This is a genomic window from Staphylococcus sp. TE8 (genome assembly GCF_000692055.1).
GTDB lineage: Bacteria > Bacillota > Bacilli > Staphylococcales > Staphylococcaceae > Staphylococcus > Staphylococcus capitis.
On record NZ_JMGB01000001.1, the window covers coordinates 534,331 to 550,828 of the forward strand.

General features: G+C 33.2%; 14 protein-coding genes. 13 read left to right on the forward strand and 1 reads right to left on the reverse strand.

The features are described 5' to 3' along the window. The first annotated feature begins 5 nt into the window (after window positions 1-5). The 7 genes from CM54_RS02620 to pheT all read left to right on the forward strand — a co-directional run bounded on the left by CM54_RS02620 (window position 6) and on the right by pheT (window position 7,651). Window positions 6-974 carry a FecCD family ABC transporter permease gene (locus tag CM54_RS02620; RefSeq protein ID WP_037548736.1) on the forward strand — a complete coding sequence of 323 codons (969 nt, stop codon included), beginning with the start codon at window positions 6-8 and terminating at the stop codon, window positions 972-974. Continuing rightward, window positions 964-1,746, forward strand: coding sequence for an ABC transporter ATP-binding protein (locus CM54_RS02625; protein WP_037548738.1), 783 nt, complete (start codon window positions 964-966; stop codon window positions 1,744-1,746). The genes CM54_RS02620 and CM54_RS02625 overlap by 11 nt, the downstream gene beginning before the upstream one ends. Beyond that, a complete protein-coding gene (srtB, locus tag CM54_RS02630) occupies window positions 1,739-2,467 on the forward strand; it encodes a class B sortase (protein WP_037548741.1) in 729 nt (242 codons plus the stop codon). The genes CM54_RS02625 and srtB overlap by 8 nt, the downstream gene beginning before the upstream one ends. Before the next feature lie 19 nt (window positions 2,468-2,486). Next, window positions 2,487-2,810 (forward strand): antibiotic biosynthesis monooxygenase, encoded by a 324-nt coding sequence (locus tag CM54_RS02635; RefSeq protein WP_037548743.1) that lies wholly within the window; start codon window positions 2,487-2,489, stop codon window positions 2,808-2,810. Between the two features lie 246 nt (window positions 2,811-3,056). Beyond that, the gene (locus tag CM54_RS02640; protein ID WP_037548745.1) at window positions 3,057-3,797 is read left to right on the forward strand and encodes a TrmH family RNA methyltransferase; all 741 of its coding nucleotides are present in this window, start codon (window positions 3,057-3,059) and stop codon (window positions 3,795-3,797) included. A gap of 393 nt (window positions 3,798-4,190) precedes the next feature. Continuing rightward, a complete protein-coding gene (pheS, locus tag CM54_RS02645) occupies window positions 4,191-5,249 on the forward strand; it encodes a phenylalanine--tRNA ligase subunit alpha (RefSeq protein WP_037548747.1) in 1,059 nt (352 codons plus the stop codon). Next, window positions 5,249-7,651, forward strand: coding sequence for a phenylalanine--tRNA ligase subunit beta (gene pheT, locus CM54_RS02650; protein WP_037548749.1), 2,403 nt, complete (start codon window positions 5,249-5,251; stop codon window positions 7,649-7,651). Before pheS ends, pheT begins: the two co-directional genes overlap by 1 nt. Before the next feature lie 61 nt (window positions 7,652-7,712). Here pheT and rnhC read toward each other — a convergent pair whose 3' ends face one another. Continuing rightward, on the reverse strand, window positions 7,713-8,645 hold the full coding sequence (gene rnhC, locus CM54_RS02655) for a ribonuclease HIII (protein ID WP_037548751.1): 933 nt from the start codon (window positions 8,643-8,645) through the stop codon (window positions 7,713-7,715). Window positions 8,646-8,940: 295 nt separating this feature from the next. Here rnhC and zapA point away from each other — a divergent pair, with 295 nt between their 5' ends. The 6 genes from zapA to uvrC all read left to right on the forward strand — a co-directional run bounded on the left by zapA (window position 8,941) and on the right by uvrC (window position 16,274). Then, entirely contained in the window at window positions 8,941-9,207 is a 267-nt protein-coding gene (zapA, locus tag CM54_RS02660) for a cell division protein ZapA (protein ID WP_002435154.1), read from the forward strand. Next, a complete protein-coding gene (locus CM54_RS02665) occupies window positions 9,208-9,729 on the forward strand; it encodes a CvpA family protein (RefSeq protein ID WP_037548753.1) in 522 nt (173 codons plus the stop codon). A gap of 74 nt (window positions 9,730-9,803) precedes the next feature. Beyond that, complete coding sequence (gene polX / locus CM54_RS02670) at window positions 9,804-11,516, forward strand: DNA polymerase/3'-5' exonuclease PolX (protein WP_037548755.1); 1,713 nt, start codon at window positions 9,804-9,806, stop codon at window positions 11,514-11,516. Window positions 11,517-11,525: 9 nt separating this feature from the next. Next, window positions 11,526-13,874 (forward strand): endonuclease MutS2, encoded by a 2,349-nt coding sequence (locus CM54_RS02675; protein ID WP_037548757.1) that lies wholly within the window; start codon window positions 11,526-11,528, stop codon window positions 13,872-13,874. A 198-nt stretch (window positions 13,875-14,072) separates the two neighbouring features. After that, window positions 14,073-14,387, forward strand: a complete 315-nt coding sequence (gene trxA, locus CM54_RS02680) for a thioredoxin (protein ID WP_002435174.1) — start codon at window positions 14,073-14,075, stop codon at window positions 14,385-14,387. 102 nt (window positions 14,388-14,489) lie between these two features. After that, the gene (gene uvrC, locus CM54_RS02685; protein ID WP_037548758.1) at window positions 14,490-16,274 is read left to right on the forward strand and encodes an excinuclease ABC subunit UvrC; all 1,785 of its coding nucleotides are present in this window, start codon (window positions 14,490-14,492) and stop codon (window positions 16,272-16,274) included. The last annotated feature ends 224 nt before the right edge of the window (window positions 16,275-16,498 follow it).

Consider the following 16,498-nt stretch of genomic DNA (forward strand, 5'->3'; position numbering starts at 1 on the left):
AAATAATGTTACAACACTACTCTAAATTACTCTTTCTAATTTCAATTATTCTCCTATGTGTGACAGTATATGTGTCATTTATTGTTGGTACGATACCTATTTCTCTTAAAGATATATTAACCCAATTTACTACTGGTCATGTTTCTAATGTAGACACAATCATTGATTTAAGATTACCTAGAATCATTATCGCTTTATGTGTTGGTGCAATGCTTTCGGTATCTGGAGCATTATTGCAAGCAGTTTTGCAAAACCCTTTAGCTGACGCGCAACTACTCGGTGTTTCATCAGGAGCACTTGTCATGCGTATGATTCTATTATTGGTGACACCCCAATTATTTTTTGTCGTACCTTTACTTAGTTTTCTAGGAGGAATGATACCTTTTCTATTATTATTTCTCTTAAGTGTGAAATTCAAATTTCAACCTACACGTATGATATTAATCGGTGTAGCAATGTATGCAATGCTAACCGGAGTACTTGATTTATTTGCACAGAATCCATTTCTGAAAATACCTCAAGGACTAACTATGAAAACATGGAATGATGTTAAGATTGTCGGAATATCAGCGAGTATAGGTTTATTAATCACAATGCTTTTAACATCTAAAGTGAATTTATTAGCTTTAGAGGATAAACAAGCTAATAATTTAGGCTTTCACATTACTAAATATAGATTAATCATTGGGGGCGTAGCTGTATTTCTAGCGAGTGCTTCTTCTGCAATTGTAGGTCCACTAGCTTTTGTAGGCTTAATTATTCCACATATTGTACGTAAGTTAATTGGTAGTAATTATAAAGAAGTGATACCACTATCTATGATTTTAGGAGGATGGTTTGTTGTTACAACTGATTTGTTAGGTAGAACGTTACATTCACCACTCGAAATACCAGCGAATGTCATTATGATGCTTATAGGTGGCCCAATTTTAATCTATCTTATTTGTAAGGGAGCTGTTAATGATGCGAGTTAAGGGGCTTCATTTTCAATATAAGAATGATTCTGAAATTATAAAAAATCTGTCATTAACATTTAGCTCTAATGCAATTACTTCTATTATCGGACCGAATGGATGTGGAAAATCCACTCTGTTAAAGTTACTTTCTCGAAATTTGAAGCCTTCAAAAGGTGTTATATATTTAGATGATTTAGATTTGAAGACATTTAGTAAGAGAGCATTTGCACGTAAACTTGCTACGGTACATCAAAAGATGAATGTTCCGGAAGGATTCACTGTAAGACAATACATAGAACTTGGACGATATAGTCATGAAAGTTGGTTGAAAATAGATGTTAAAAAAGAAACAATTGTTCAAAACATTCTTCAACAACTTAATTTAGTAAATCTTCAGAATAAAAAATTGGCGTCATTATCTGGAGGTGAAGCACAAAGAGTATTTTTAGCAACTGCATTAGTGCAAGAACCTCGTTACATCTTATTGGATGAGCCAACCACTTATTTAGATATTCATTACCAATATCAAGTTTTAGATACTATTCGTACTTTAAAAGATCATTATCATATTACTTTTATAATGGTACTTCATGATATTAATCAAGCAATAGAATATAGTGATGAAGTGATTTGCCTAAATGACAAAGGAGTTATTGCGCAAGGTGCGCCTCAAGAAGTGATTAATGAAACAATTTTAAAAGAAATGTATCAAATTGACGCTAAAATTATAAATGACAGTGAATGTGGCATGATTGTTTGTAGAAAAAGGGTGAGGGATTCAAATGATTAAATTCGTTAGACTTATTCAAATTGTATTAATAGCAGTCATCCTTATCTTTAGTTATCAGTTGTTTAAAACTTATCTTGAAGACAAAGCGTCAGCTAAAAGGTATAAAAATTTACAACAACAATTTAAGTCAGAGTCCCTGTCTAACGAAAATGAGGTACGTCCACAATTTTCTAAATTAGAATCTATTAATAAAGATATTGTTGGGTGGATACAACTTAAAGGGACATCATTAAATTATCCAGTATTACAAGGTAAAACCAATCATGACTATTTAAGAGAAGATTTTGATCATGAAAAGACACGTAAGGGAAGTATTTTTATGGATTATCGAAATTCTGTAAAAACTCCTAATTCAAATACTATTATTTATGGTCACCACATGGGTGATAATACAATTTTTGATGTACTAGAAAAGTATTTAAAGCAAAGTTACTTTGATCAGCATCAAAATATTCAATACGACACGAAATATGGTAAATATCAATTGCAAGTCTTTAGTGCATATCGCACTACTACGAAAGATAACTATATACAAACAGATTTTAAAACACCATCTGAATTTCAACATTTTATAGATAATACAAAGAAAAAATCGGAGATACAAACAAAAGTTCAAATTACTAATCAAGACAAGATAGTTACTTTGTCTACTTGCGAGGACGCTTATAACCAAACTTCAGGAAGAATTGTTGTCGTGGCGAAGCTAGTCAAAATAAATTAACAGAAAAGAGGAAAACATCATGAGATTTATGGCTGAAAATAAATTAAAATTAGATAAAGGAACAGCTCAAGATATAATAGAAAGGTTCTACACAAGACATGGTATTGAAACACTTGAAGGCTTTAAAGGGATGTTTGTAACAAATACTAAAGAACAACCAGATTATGATGAAGTAAAAATTTTAACATTATGGGAATCTGAACAAGCTTTTATTGATTGGTTACAATCAGATGTGTTTAAAAAAGCACATAAAAATGTTCGTCACCAATCAGCAGATGCATCAAGCCCAATTCTTGAAAATGTAGTTAAGAAATATGATATTGGATACCAATACTTTAAATAATGTGTACTGTAATTAAAAGAAGTAAGTGTGATTAATTGAAATTAAAAACACTTGATTTCGATACAAACTAAAGCAAATCGAGAGTTTGTTGTCTAAACATAATTGAAACAAATTATGTCAATTTCAAACCTTCGCTTGCTTCTTTTTTATAGTAGTAATTAAATTTAAAAATTATAGTGGACTTTGAAATCAATTGATATTAGATTACAATATGAATACATTAACTTAAAAGTTGGAGAAATGATCATGGAACAAATTACGTCTGCTCAAAATAATAAAATAAAAAATGGAAACAAGTTAAAAAAGAAACGTGATCGTGATAAGACAGGCCTAGCTTTAATAGAAGGAATACATCTTATCGAAGAAGCGTATCAAAGTGGTATTATAATAAGGCAATTATTTGTAATAGAGCCTGACAGAACTGATGAGGCATTAATTGATTACGCGAATGAAACATATGAAATTAATATGAAAGTGGCTGAAGCTCTTTCTGGTACTGTAACTCCACAAGGTTTCTTTGCGGTGATTGAAAAGCCACAATATAATAATACGGAAGCGCAACAAGTATTATTAATTGATCGAATTCAAGATCCAGGTAATTTAGGTACATTAATTCGCACTGCAGATGCTGCTGGCATAGATTTAATTGTAATGGAAAAGGGTACTGCAGACCCATATCAAGATAAGGTAATGAGAGCGAGTCAGGGTAGTATATTCCATATTCCTATTGTTATTAAGGATTTAACAACTTACATTAATGTATTTGATGGCCCAGTGTATGGAACAGCACTCGAAAATGCAGTAAGCTTTAAAGAGATAGAGGCTCAATCACGATTTGCTTTATTATTAGGCAACGAAGGTGAAGGTGTGAATCAAGAATTATTACAACAAACAACACAAAATCTTATCATACCCATTTATGGTAAAGCTGAGAGTTTAAATGTTGCTATTGCAGGTAGTATATTACTCTACCAGTTGAAAGGTTGACCCCTTGTTCAAATTTCGGCTATAATAGTTGATGAATTTATTAAAAAATGAAGTATTCATTAGCGTTTAAACATCACTGAAACAATTAAATGATCAACCGATAAAAAGACGTAAATTATTTAGAAAGTTGAAAAGGGAGAATAACCGTGACTGAAAGTTATTCCAACTTGAAATAATTTTGTTCATCTTTTTGGTTACTTAAAGAAATTTAAGTCGGAATTGTCATTCCGTTATCAATAGATATACAAGTGTATGCTTAGGCATAAATTTGGGTGGTACCACGGAAAGCTTTCGTCCCAGTTCGATATGGGGTGAAAGCTTTTTTGATGTTGAAGTATTTGAGTTTTCATTTTCAAAAAATAAAATAGTGGCATTAAAAGGAGGAGTTCGGTCATGACTCAAAATGATACGATGGCGGAATTAAAACAACAAGCTCTCGTTGATATTAATGAAGCAGATAGTGAACGTGCATTGCAAGATGTAAAGGTTAAGTATTTAGGTAAAAAAGGTTCAGTAAGTGGTTTAATGAAAAATATGAAAGATTTACCTAATGAAGAGAAACCTGCATATGGTCAAAAAGTAAATGAATTGCGTCAAACAATTCAGAATGAATTAGATGAAAGACAAAAGTTATTAAAAGAAGAGAAATTAAACCAACAGCTCGCTGAGGAAACGATTGATGTGACATTACCTAGTCGCCATATTGAGATGGGTTCAAAGCATCCTCTTACTCGCACAGTTGAAGAGATTGAGGATTTGTTTCTCGGTTTAGGTTATGAGATTGTAGATGGGTATGAAGTTGAACAAGATTATTATAATTTTGAAGCTTTAAATTTACCTAAGTCTCACCCTGCACGAGATATGCAGGATAGTTTCTATATTACTGAAGAAATATTAATGCGTACGCACACGTCACCAGTTCAAGCACGAACAATGGAGAAACGTGGTGGACAGGGTCCAGTTAAAATTATTTGTCCAGGTAAGGTGTACCGTCGTGACTCGGATGATGCGACACATAGTCATCAATTTACACAAATTGAAGGATTAGTCGTTGATAAAAATATTAAAATGAGTGATTTGAAAGGTACTTTAGAGTTATTAGCCAAGAAATTATTCGGTGCTGAACGAGAAATTCGTCTACGTCCAAGTTATTTCCCTTTTACAGAACCATCAGTCGAAGTTGATGTCTCTTGTTTCAAATGTAAAGGAGAAGGTTGCAATGTCTGCAAACATACAGGTTGGATTGAAATTTTAGGCGCTGGAATGGTACATCCAAACGTTCTTGAAATGGCGGGCTTTGATTCTAATGAATATTCAGGATTCGCATTTGGAATGGGGCCAGATCGAATCGCAATGTTGAAATATGGTATTGAAGATATTCGTCATTTCTATACAAATGATGTTAGATTCTTAGATCAATTTAAAGCAGTAGAAGATAGAGGTGACCAATAATGTTGATTTCAAATGAGTGGTTAAAAGATTATGTCAATGTTGATCAACCTGTTCAAGATTTAGCTGAAAGAATTACACGCACAGGTATTGAGGTTGATGACATTATCGATTATACGAAAGATATAAAAAATTTAGTGGTTGGTCATGTTGTGTCAAAAGCACCCCATCCAGACGCCGATAAATTGAATATTTGTCAAGTTGATTTAGGCGAGGATGAGCCGGTTCAAATCGTATGTGGTGCTCCAAATGTTGATGAAGGTCAGCATGTCATTGTTGCGAAAGTTGGAGGTCGTCTACCTGGTGGCGTTAAAATTAAGCGTGCGAAGCTACGTGGTGAACGTTCAGAAGGTATGATTTGTTCGTTACAAGAAATAGGTATTTCAAGTCACGTTACGCCTAAAGCGTTCGAATCAGGTATTTATGTATTTCCAACAGAAGTGACTCCAGGTACAGATGCACTTGAAGCATTATATCTTAATGATCAGGTGATGGAATTCGACTTAACTCCTAACCGTGCAGACGCATTAAGTATGGTGGGCACAGCTTATGAAGTAGCTGCTTTATACCAAACTGAAATGACAAAACCTCAAACTTCAAGTCAAGAAAGTGATAAATCAGCCAGTGATGAATTATCTGTTACAGTTCAAAATAAAGATAAAGTACCTTATTACAGTGCAAGAATCGTTCATGATGTAACGATTGCGCCATCACCAGTATGGATGCAAGCACGCTTGATGAAGGCGGGAATTCGCCCTATTAATAATGTGGTAGATATTTCTAACTATGTTCTATTAGAGTATGGTCAGCCACTTCACATGTTTGACCAAAATCAAATTGGTTCACAAAAGATTGAAGTAAGACAAGCAAATTCAAATGAAAAAATGACGACTTTAGATAACGCCGAGCGCGACCTATTAGATTCAGATATCGTTATTACAAACGGCAATGAGCCGATAGCTCTAGGTGGCGTTATGGGTGGAGACTTCTCAGAAGTTACTGATCAAACACGCAATGTTGTTATCGAAGGTGCGATCTTTGATCCAGTATCTATTCGTCATACTTCTCGTCGTTTAAACCTAAGAAGTGAATCTTCAAGCCGTTTTGAAAAAGGTATTGCAACTGAATTTGTTGATGAAGCAGTAGATAGAGCTTGTTATTTACTAGAAAGATATGCTTCAGGTACAGTGTTAAAAGATAGAATAGCAGCAGGTGATTTAGGAGCAATGGTTACTCCAATCAATATTACTGCTGAAAAGGTAAACCAAACAATTGGATTTAACTTAAGTGACGATGATATCGTTAACATCTTTGAACAACTCGGGTTTGAAACCCAAAATCAAAATGGACTACTAACAGTTAATGTGCCATCTCGTCGTAAAGATATTTCAATTAAAGAAGATTTAATTGAAGAGGTTGCACGTATATATGGTTATGACGAAATTCCTTCAACGCTTCCTGTATTTGAAGATGTAACAAGTGGAGCACTAACAGATCGTCAATATAAAACACGTACTGTAAAAGAAACTCTTGAAGGTGCTGGGCTTGATCAAGCTATCACTTATTCATTAATATCTAAAGATCACGCTAAGGACTTTGCTTTACAAGATCGTCCTACTATCGAATTATTGATGCCAATGAGTGAAGCGCATTCTACGTTAAGACAAAGTCTTATACCGCATCTTATTGAAGCTGTGGCATACAATGTTGCGCGTAAAAACTCAGATGTTAAATTGTATGAAATTGGTCGTGTCTTCTTCGGTAATGTGGAAGGAGAGTTACCAGATGAAGTCGAATATTTAAGCGGTATTTTAACGGGACAATATGTTAATCATGCTTGGCAAAGTAAAAAAGAGTCAGTAGATTTCTATTTAGCTAAGGGTGTTGTTGATCGCGTAGCTGAAAAACTAAATATTAAATTTGATTATAGAGCAGGTAAAATCCAAGGTTTACACCCAGGTAGAACAGCTATAGTTTCGTTAAATGGAGAAGATATTGGTTTTATTGGTGAGTTACATCCAACACTTGCTGCAGAAAATGATTTAAAACGCACATATGTATTTGAATTAAATTATGACGCTATTATGAGAGTATCTGTTGGTTATATTAATTATGAACCAATACCTAGATTCCCAGGTGTATCAAGAGATATAGCGTTAGAAGTGAATCATGAAGTTCCTGCCTCAGATTTAATATCTACTATTCATAATAATGGGGAAGACATTTTAAATGATACGTTAGTATTTGATGTATACGAAGGTGAACACTTAGAAGAAGGTAAAAAATCAGTAGCTATTAGATTGAATTATTTAGATACTGAAAATACTCTTACAGACGAACGTGTAACAGCAGTACACGACAAAATTTTAGAAGCCTTACAACAGCAAGGTGCTACAATAAGATAATTAACTAAAAAAAGACCTATCCTTAAAATGAAATTTTTAATGAGGATAGGTCTTTGTATATTTAAGTGTATTTTTTCTCGATTAAAGCTAGTGCTTTATCTCGATTTTTAAAATGTTTTTTAGATATAGCATCAAGTTGGCTTAAGCCAAATTTTTGAATGATTTTAGCCGCGAATAAATCAACTTTATTACTTGCACCTTTTGGAACTTCCATTTTAATTTGTTGTGTTATTTGGTTCATATGTTTTACGAAAGCATATCGCGAGATAATACTAGCTGCTGCAATAGCTAGTGATTTTGATTCACCCTTAGTTTCAAATTGAGTTTTTTTAGGAAATGGTAGTTCGGAAAGTGCATAATGCTGGTATACTTCCCGTTTAGCAAATTGGTCAATCACGATATAATCTAAGTAATCCACGTCAATTTTTTGAACAACATTTTTGATTGCTTCATTATGTAAAACGGCTTTCATTTTTACTTGTGACCAGCCCATCTTCTGACGCTCATTATACTTCACATTATTTAAAGTTAGTAGTGAGTGAGGGATAAAAGTAATGAGCTGTTCAGCTAGTTCAACAATTTTGTCATCTGTTAATTTTTTTGAATCATCCACGCCTAAGGTTTTTAAAACTTGTGCATTTTTCTCTGAGACGTATGCTGCACAGACGGTTAAAGGACCAAAGTAATCACCGCTACCTGCTTCATCACTACCTATGCAATTATATTTATTATATTGAATTGACGACTGTTTAGAGGTAGATGTTTTTGATTGAGAAGATGAAGATACAGCTTGATTAGGTAACATGCGTTGAGCTACTAATTCTGCATTCTTTCCTTGGAACATGACCTTTCCTGAATGATATATGTTAATTGTAGTGTTTTGGTATTTAGTTCGTGCTCTCATGCCTTGTGGCAATTGAGTTGTTTCAAATTGAATTTGTGATAATAATTGATCTATTTCGCTTTGAGTTAATTTATGAACGACATTTCCCATAATAAGTAACCTCACTTTTAATTTCGTACTCATATATTCTATCAAATTTCATTTTCTATCTCATTGATGAATATAACAATATAACTATTAAATGATTTAACATGTTATGATGTCTTAAATTGTTTGATAATAGCTACTTACATAATTTTTTACTCTCATGTATAATGTGTGTTGATAAGTAAAAATTGAAGTTAAATCATATAGCTATTTATTTTCAAGATTAAGAAAAAAATCTTGAAGTCTTAAATTATAGAAAGTTAAAATCATTTAAATATTAGGTCAGGAGCAATTAAACATGAGTGAATTTAAAAATAGAATAAATGTTACGATCAACGATCAACATTTCACAATCATTGGCGATGACAGTCCTGAGCATATTCGTTATGTTGCACATCTTGTAGATGAGAAAATGCAAGAATTAGGTCAAAAATCCGCAGGCTTAGATACTACTCGTAAATCGATTTTAACAGCGGTAAATATTATGCATGAGAAAGTTTTACTAGAAGAAGAAAATCGTCGATTACAACAAGAAATCAATCAATTTAAACAAAGTGAAGATTAGATGGTTGTTGATTTAGTTGTCATTATATTGATTTTCTACTTTATGATGATTGGTTTCCGTAGGGGGACGTGGTTGTCGACACTACATTTTATTTCTTCAATCGTATCATTATGGATTGCATCTCAGTTTTATAAGCCTATAGCGCAAAGGCTGATTGTGTTTGTACCATTTCCTAAAACGGTAGCATATGACACATCTTATGCAATTCATTTTAATCAATTGCAACAACGATTTGAAAATATTGTTGCATTCATTATTTTAGCTACGCTAGCTAAGCTTATTTTGTATCTAATTATTGTTACATTTGATAATATAGTAGCGTATCAGAAACATCAATTAGTTAGTCGAATTATAGGAATTATTCTAGGTTTAATAATGAGCTTAATTGTGATTCAAATTGGACTATATTTTATTTCATTATATCCCGAGCCATTAATTCAAAATCAAATAGCACAATCGTTAATATGTAAAAGGATAATTTTAAATTTACCATACGTATCACAGGTTATTTTAAATTTATAAACTAATTATATAAGGTCAGGACTAGAGCTAACTTTAATGTTGTGTCCTGGTCTTCTTTTTATGGAGAGATGTATATGACTAAAAAAGATGTAATTCAATTGTTAGAAAAAATAGCAACATATATGGAGTTAAAAGGGGAAAACACGTTTAAAGTATCTGCCTATCGAAAAGCAGCTCAAAGTTTGGAAATAGATGAGCGTCCTTTAGATGAAATTGAGGATGTTACCGAGCTTAAGGGTATCGGTAAAGGTGTGGGCGAAGTTATCAACGAATTTAGAAATCAAGGTGAGTCTAGCACCTTACAAGCCCTCCAAGAGGAAGTACCTGAAGGATTAGTCCCTTTATTAAAAATTCAAGGACTAGGTAGTAAGAAAATCGCTAAACTTTATAAAGAACTTCATATTATTGATAAAAAAAGTTTACAGAAAGCTTGTGAAGAAGGTGAAGTCAGTAAACTAAGTGGCTTCGCAAAGAAGACTGAACAGAATATTTTAGAAGCAGTTAAAGCACTAGGAGCCAAAAAAGACAGTTATCCGATTGATCAAATGAGAGGTCTGAATAATGAAATTATTGATTTCATTAAAAAGCTTAAACATGTAGATAATTATTCTTCTGCTGGAAGTTTTAGACGTTATAAAGAAATGAGTAAAGATTTAGACTTCATTATTAGTACGCAACAACCTCTAGAAGTTCAACAGCAATTGCTTGATATTCCTAACAAAGTAAAAGAAGTAGCAGTTGGGGATACTAAAGTATCTTTAGAGTTATCTTATGATGATGAGACGATAGGTGTAGACTTTAGATTAATTGAGCCTAAAGCCTTCTACCATACGCTTCAACACTTTACCGGTTCTAAAGACCATAACATCCGTATTCGACAATTAGCTAAAGAACGTAACGAAAAAGTAAGTGAATATGGTATAGAAAAAGCTGATGGTACATTACTGCAATTTCAAAGTGAAGAAGAGATTTATCACCATTTTGACGTAAATTGGATTGCACCTGCAATGCGAGAAGATGGCAGTGAATTTGATAAAGATTTAAGTGATATCATTTCTTTAGAGGATATTAATGGTGATATTCATATGCATACAACGTATAGTGATGGTGCTTTTTCAATTAGAGAAATGGTAGAAGCAAATATTGCTAAAGGTTATCAATTCATGGTAATCACAGACCACTCACAAAGTTTGAAAGTTGCAAATGGTTTACAGGTAGAGCGTCTCTTAAGACAAAATAAAGAAATCAAAAAGTTAAATGAAGAATATGATGAAATTGATATTTATTCTGGTACAGAAATGGATATATTACCAGATGGTTCACTTGATTATGATGACGAAGTCTTAGCACAACTTGATTATGTGATAGCTGCTATCCATCAAAGTTTCAATCAATCTGAAGATGAGATTATGAAACGTTTAGAAGTAGCTTGTAAAAATCCTTATGTGCGTCATATTGCGCATCCGACGGGTCGAATCATTGGACGACGTCCTGGTTATAAACCTAATATAGAAAAATTAATGAAATTAGCTGAAGAAACAAATACGATATTAGAAATTAACGCGAATCCTAAACGTTTAGATTTAAATGCTGAGACTGTACGTAAATATCCTAACGTTAAGTTAACAATTAATACAGATGCACACCATACGAATCATTTAGAGTTTATGAAGTACGGTGTGGCTACGGCTCAAAAAGGTTTTGTAACAAAAGATAGAGTGATCAATGCGTTATCACGAGAAGAGTTTAAATCACTCGTTGAAAATAATATTAAATTAAAGAAATAGAGGGATTGCATGAGACAAAAGACATTAGATGTTTTGGAATTCGACAAGATTAAATCCTTTGTTGCGGATGAAACAATAAGTGATTTAGGTCGTGAAAAAGTAGATGCAATGACACCAGCAACTGAATTTGAAACTGTTGAATTTCAAATCAATGAAACTGATGAAATTTCTCAAATATACAATAAACATCGATTACCAAGTTTAAGTGGTTTAGCTAAGGTATCACCACTTATTCATAGAGCGAATATAGGTGGCGTTCTGAATGTGACTGAATTGAATGTAATTAAACGACTCATTCAAGTTCAAAATCAATTTAAGACGTTTTACAACCAACTCTTAGAAGAAGATGAAGAAGTAAAGTACCCGATATTAGATGAAAAGATGAGTCAGCTTCCGGTACTAACTGATTTATTTCAAGAAATCAAAGATAAATGTGATACTTATGATTTATATGACCATGCAAGTTATGCACTACAAGGTATTAGAAGCAAAATTTCTAGTACTAATCAACGAATACGTCAGAATTTAGATCGTATTGTTAAAAGTCAGAGCAATCAAAAGAAGTTATCTGATGCCATTGTCACAGTTAGAAATGACCGTAACGTAATTCCAGTTAAAGCGGAATATCGTCAAGATTTTAATGGTATTGTGCATGATCAATCAGCCTCTGGACAAACTCTTTATATTGAACCCAGTTCAGTTGTAGAGATGAATAATCAAATCAGTCGTTTGCGTAACGATGAGGCTGTGGAACGCGAACGTATTCTTACTGAGTTGACCGGTCAAGTAGCTGTAGAAGCCGATTCCATACTTATAGCTGAATCAGTGATGGGGCAAATTGATTTCTTAATTGCTAAAGCACGTTATGCACGTTCGATTAAGGGAACGAAACCTACTTTTAAGAAAGAGAGAACGGTTTATCTTCCCAACGCGTTTCATCCATTATTAGATAAAGAAACTGTCGTTTCAAATACGATTGAATTTATCGATGATGTTGAAACGGTGATTATTACAGGGCCAAATACAGGCGGTAAGACTGTTACTTTAAAGACACTTGGACTTATTATTGTCATGGCACAATCTGGTTTATTAATACCAACGCTTGATGGCAGTCAATTAAGTATTTTCGAAAATGTATACTGCGATATAGGTGATGAACAATCAATTGAACAGTCTTTATCAACTTTCTCATCTCATATGAAGAATATTGTTGAGATCTTACATGAAGCAGATAAAAATAGCTTAATATTATTTGATGAATTGGGCGCAGGGACTGATCCTAGTGAAGGTGCAGCGTTAGCAATGAGTATCCTAGATTACGTTCGCAACCTAGGATCACTTGTTATGGCAACAACACATTACCCAGAGTTAAAAGCATATAGTTATAATCGCGAAGGTGTCATGAATGCTAGTGTGGAGTTCAATGTTGATACGTTAAGCCCAACCTATAAATTGCTCATGGGCGTACCTGGGCGTTCAAACGCATTCGATATTTCTAAAAAGTTGGGACTTAGCCTCAATATCATTAATAAAGCTAAAACAATGATTGGTACAGATGAACAAGAAATTAACTCAATGATAGAATCTTTAGAAAGAAATTCTAAGCGTGTAGATGAACAACGTATTGAACTAGATCGACTTGTTCGTGAAGCTCAAGAAACTCACGATGCCCTTGCGAAGCAATATCAACAATATCAAAACTATGAACAATCATTGATGAATGAAGCGAAAGAAAAAGCGAATCAACGTGTTAAATCTGCGACTAAAGAAGCGGATACAATTCTTAAAGAATTAAGAGATTTACGTGACAACAAAGGTGCAGAAGTTAAAGAACATGAATTAATTGATAAGAAAAAACAACTAGATGACCAATATGAAGCGAAGTCAATTAAACAAAGTGTTCAGAAGAAAAAATACGATAAAATTAACGCTGGTGATGAAGTGAAAGTGCTCTCATATGGTCAAAAAGGTGAGGTGCTTGAATTTGTTGGTGAAGATGAAGCAGTTGTGCAAATGGGTATCATTAAAATGAAATTACCTATTGAAGATTTAGAGAAAACGAAGAAGAAAAAAGAAAAACCAGCTAAAATGGTTACACGTCAAAATAGACAAACGATTAAGACTGAACTTGATTTAAGAGGATATCGTTATGAGGAAGCACTAATAGAATTAGATCAATATCTAGATCAAGCAGTTTTAAGTAATTATGAGCAAGTTTACATTATTCATGGTAAAGGCACAGGCGCGCTTCAAAAAGGTGTTCAACAGCATTTAAAAAAACATAAAAGTGTCAGCAAATTTAGAGGTGGTATGCCTAGTGAAGGTGGATTTGGCGTAACGGTTGCAGAACTCAAATGATTAATGATTGATTAATTCAAGCACTGCATTTGATTTTTTGAGAAAATAACGTACAATAAACCCAGTATTATTAGTTAATAAAATGATGTGATGAAGCAAATGAGATAATCATACTTTAATTGAGCAATAGCAATGCAGTTGTTATTAAAGTCTGTTATAATTTGCTCATCATTTAAAAATTAAGGAGGATTGGCATTTATGGCAATCGTAAAAGTAACTGACTCTGATTTCGATACTAAAATTGAATCTGGCGTTAAATTAGTAGACTTCTGGGCTACTTGGTGCGGACCTTGTAAAATGATCGCTCCAGTACTAGAGGAGTTAGCCGGAGATTATGACGGTAAAGCTGATATTTTAAAATTAGATGTTGATGAAAACCCATCAACTGCTGCAAAATACGAAGTAATGAGTATTCCAACTTTAATCGTGTTTAAAGATGGTCAACCAGTTGATAAAGTTGTAGGTTTCCAACCAAAAGAAAACTTAGCAGAAGTATTAGATAAACATCTATAAGAATTATATGACTTAAGACTGGGGCATTTCATTATGTAAATGCTCCAGCTTTATTTTGTTTATAAATAGTAATTATAAAAATTAAAAGAAAGGAGGAAAAAATTGGAGGACTATCAAAAGAAAATTAAGGAAAAATTGAATGTAGTGCCGTTAGAACCTGGTTGCTATTTAATGAAAGATAGAAATGACCAAGTGATTTATGTAGGTAAAGCAAAAAAATTAAGAAATCGTCTACGTTCTTACTTTACTGGTGCACATGATGCTAAGACGACCCGCCTTGTTAGTGAGATACGAAACTTTGAATTTATTGTGACTTCAAGTGAGACTGAATCTTTATTACTAGAATTAAATTTAATTAAACAATATCAACCGCGTTACAATATTTTACTTAAAGACGACAAAAGTTATCCTTTTATTAAAATCACAAAAGAAAAGCATCCAAGACTGATTGTTACACGCACTGTGAAAAAAGGAACTGGAAAATACTTCGGTCCTTATCCTAATGCGTATTCTGCTCAAGAAACAAAGAAATTGTTAGATCGTATTTATCCTTTTAGAAAATGTGATAATATGCCTGATAAACTGTGCTTATACTATCATATAGGCCAATGTATGGGGCCGTGTGTTTATGATGTTGATTTAGATAAATATGCACAAATGACTAAAGAAATTACAGATTTTCTAAATGGTGAAGATAAAACGATTATTCATAATTTAGAGAGCAGAATGGCAAAAGCTAGTGAAGATTTAGACTTTGAACAAGCGAAAGAGTATCGTGATATGATTCAACATATTCACAACTTAACGAAAAAACAAAAAATTATGTCTACTGATAATACAATTAGAGATGTCTTTGGATATAACGTTTCTAAGGGGTGGATGTGTGTACAAGTTTTCTTCATTAGACAAGGAAATATGATAAAACGAGATGCAACAATGATACCGATACAACAATCAGAGGAAGAAGAGTTTTATACTTTCATAGGACAATTCTATAGCTTAAATCAACATATCTTACCTAAGGAAGTTCATGTTCCAAAGAACCTTGATAAAGATATGATTCATTCAGTTGTAGATACAAAGATTGTTCAACCTTCTCGTGGGGCTAAGAAAGAAATGGTTGATTTAGCTAATCACAATGCTGAAGTGCAACTTGAAAATAAATTCGAGTTAATTGCAAGAGATGAATCTAGAACTATTAAAGCTATAGAAGAGTTAGGAGAACGCATGGGAATTCTAACTCCTATTAGAATAGAAGCTTTTGATAATTCCAATATTCAAGGTGTGGATCCTGTTTCTGCAATGGTGACCTTTGTAGATGGTAAACCAGATAAAAAAGGATACCGTAAATATAAAATTAAAACCGTAGAAGGGCCTGATGATTATAAATCGATGAGAGAAGTAGTACGTCGGCGTTATACGCGCGTTTTAAATGAGGGCTTACCCTTACCAGATTTAATTATTGTTGATGGTGGTAAAGGTCATATGAACGGTGTGATGGATGTCCTTGAAAATGAATTAGGCTTAGACATTCCAGTTGCAGGACTTCAAAAGAACGACAAACACCAAACATCTGAATTACTCTATGGAGCAAGTGCTGAAATTGTACCGTTGAAGAAAAACAGCCAAGCCTTTTACTTACTCCATAGAATTCAAGATGAGGTACATCGTTTTGCGATAACGTTCCATAGACAAACTCGACAAAAAACAGGACTTAAATCAGTCTTAGACGATATAGATGGTATTGGCGCCAAGAGAAAAACTACACTTTTAAGAACTTTTGGGTCAATTAAGAAAATGAAGGAAGCCAATTTAGATGATTTAAAAGGTGCAGGCCTACCTGAAAAAGTTGCTAAAAACCTACAAAAAGCACTACAAAATAAATAAATTTCAAAAAAATGGGCATGAGAATTATTCTCATGCCCAAAAGTAGTATAAAAAATGTTACAATATGGTTAACAAAAGCTAATTTTTTTAAGGTTGTGTGGAAGCGTTTTCTAAATGAGAAATGTTATCAATTAAGTGTTGGTAACTTCAACTATGAGTCGTCACATCTTTATTAAAGAATTCTTTATAATCACTAGCCTTTTACTTTTTTAAGCCATACTTGT

Excerpts from the sequence above, each read along its gene's own strand:
- CM54_RS02620 (WP_037548736.1), top strand. The coding sequence starts at position 6 with ATGTTACAACACTACTCTAAATTACTCTTTCTAATTTCAATTATTCTC.
- CM54_RS02625 (WP_037548738.1), top strand. The coding sequence starts at position 964 with ATGCGAGTTAAGGGGCTTCATTTTCAATATAAGAATGATTCTGAAATT.
- srtB (WP_037548741.1), top strand. The coding sequence starts at position 1,739 with ATGATTAAATTCGTTAGACTTATTCAAATTGTATTAATAGCAGTCATC.
- CM54_RS02635 (WP_037548743.1), top strand. The coding sequence starts at position 2,487 with ATGAGATTTATGGCTGAAAATAAATTAAAATTAGATAAAGGAACAGCT.
- CM54_RS02640 (WP_037548745.1), top strand. The coding sequence starts at position 3,057 with ATGGAACAAATTACGTCTGCTCAAAATAATAAAATAAAAAATGGAAAC.
- pheS (WP_037548747.1), top strand. The coding sequence starts at position 4,191 with ATGACTCAAAATGATACGATGGCGGAATTAAAACAACAAGCTCTCGTT.
- pheT (WP_037548749.1), top strand. The coding sequence starts at position 5,249 with ATGTTGATTTCAAATGAGTGGTTAAAAGATTATGTCAATGTTGATCAA.
- rnhC (WP_037548751.1), bottom strand. The coding sequence starts at position 8,645 with ATGGGAAATGTCGTTCATAAATTAACTCAAAGCGAAATAGATCAATTA.
- zapA (WP_002435154.1), top strand. The coding sequence starts at position 8,941 with ATGAGTGAATTTAAAAATAGAATAAATGTTACGATCAACGATCAACAT.
- CM54_RS02665 (WP_037548753.1), top strand. The coding sequence starts at position 9,208 with ATGGTTGTTGATTTAGTTGTCATTATATTGATTTTCTACTTTATGATG.
- polX (WP_037548755.1), top strand. The coding sequence starts at position 9,804 with ATGACTAAAAAAGATGTAATTCAATTGTTAGAAAAAATAGCAACATAT.
- CM54_RS02675 (WP_037548757.1), top strand. The coding sequence starts at position 11,526 with ATGAGACAAAAGACATTAGATGTTTTGGAATTCGACAAGATTAAATCC.
- trxA (WP_002435174.1), top strand. The coding sequence starts at position 14,073 with ATGGCAATCGTAAAAGTAACTGACTCTGATTTCGATACTAAAATTGAA.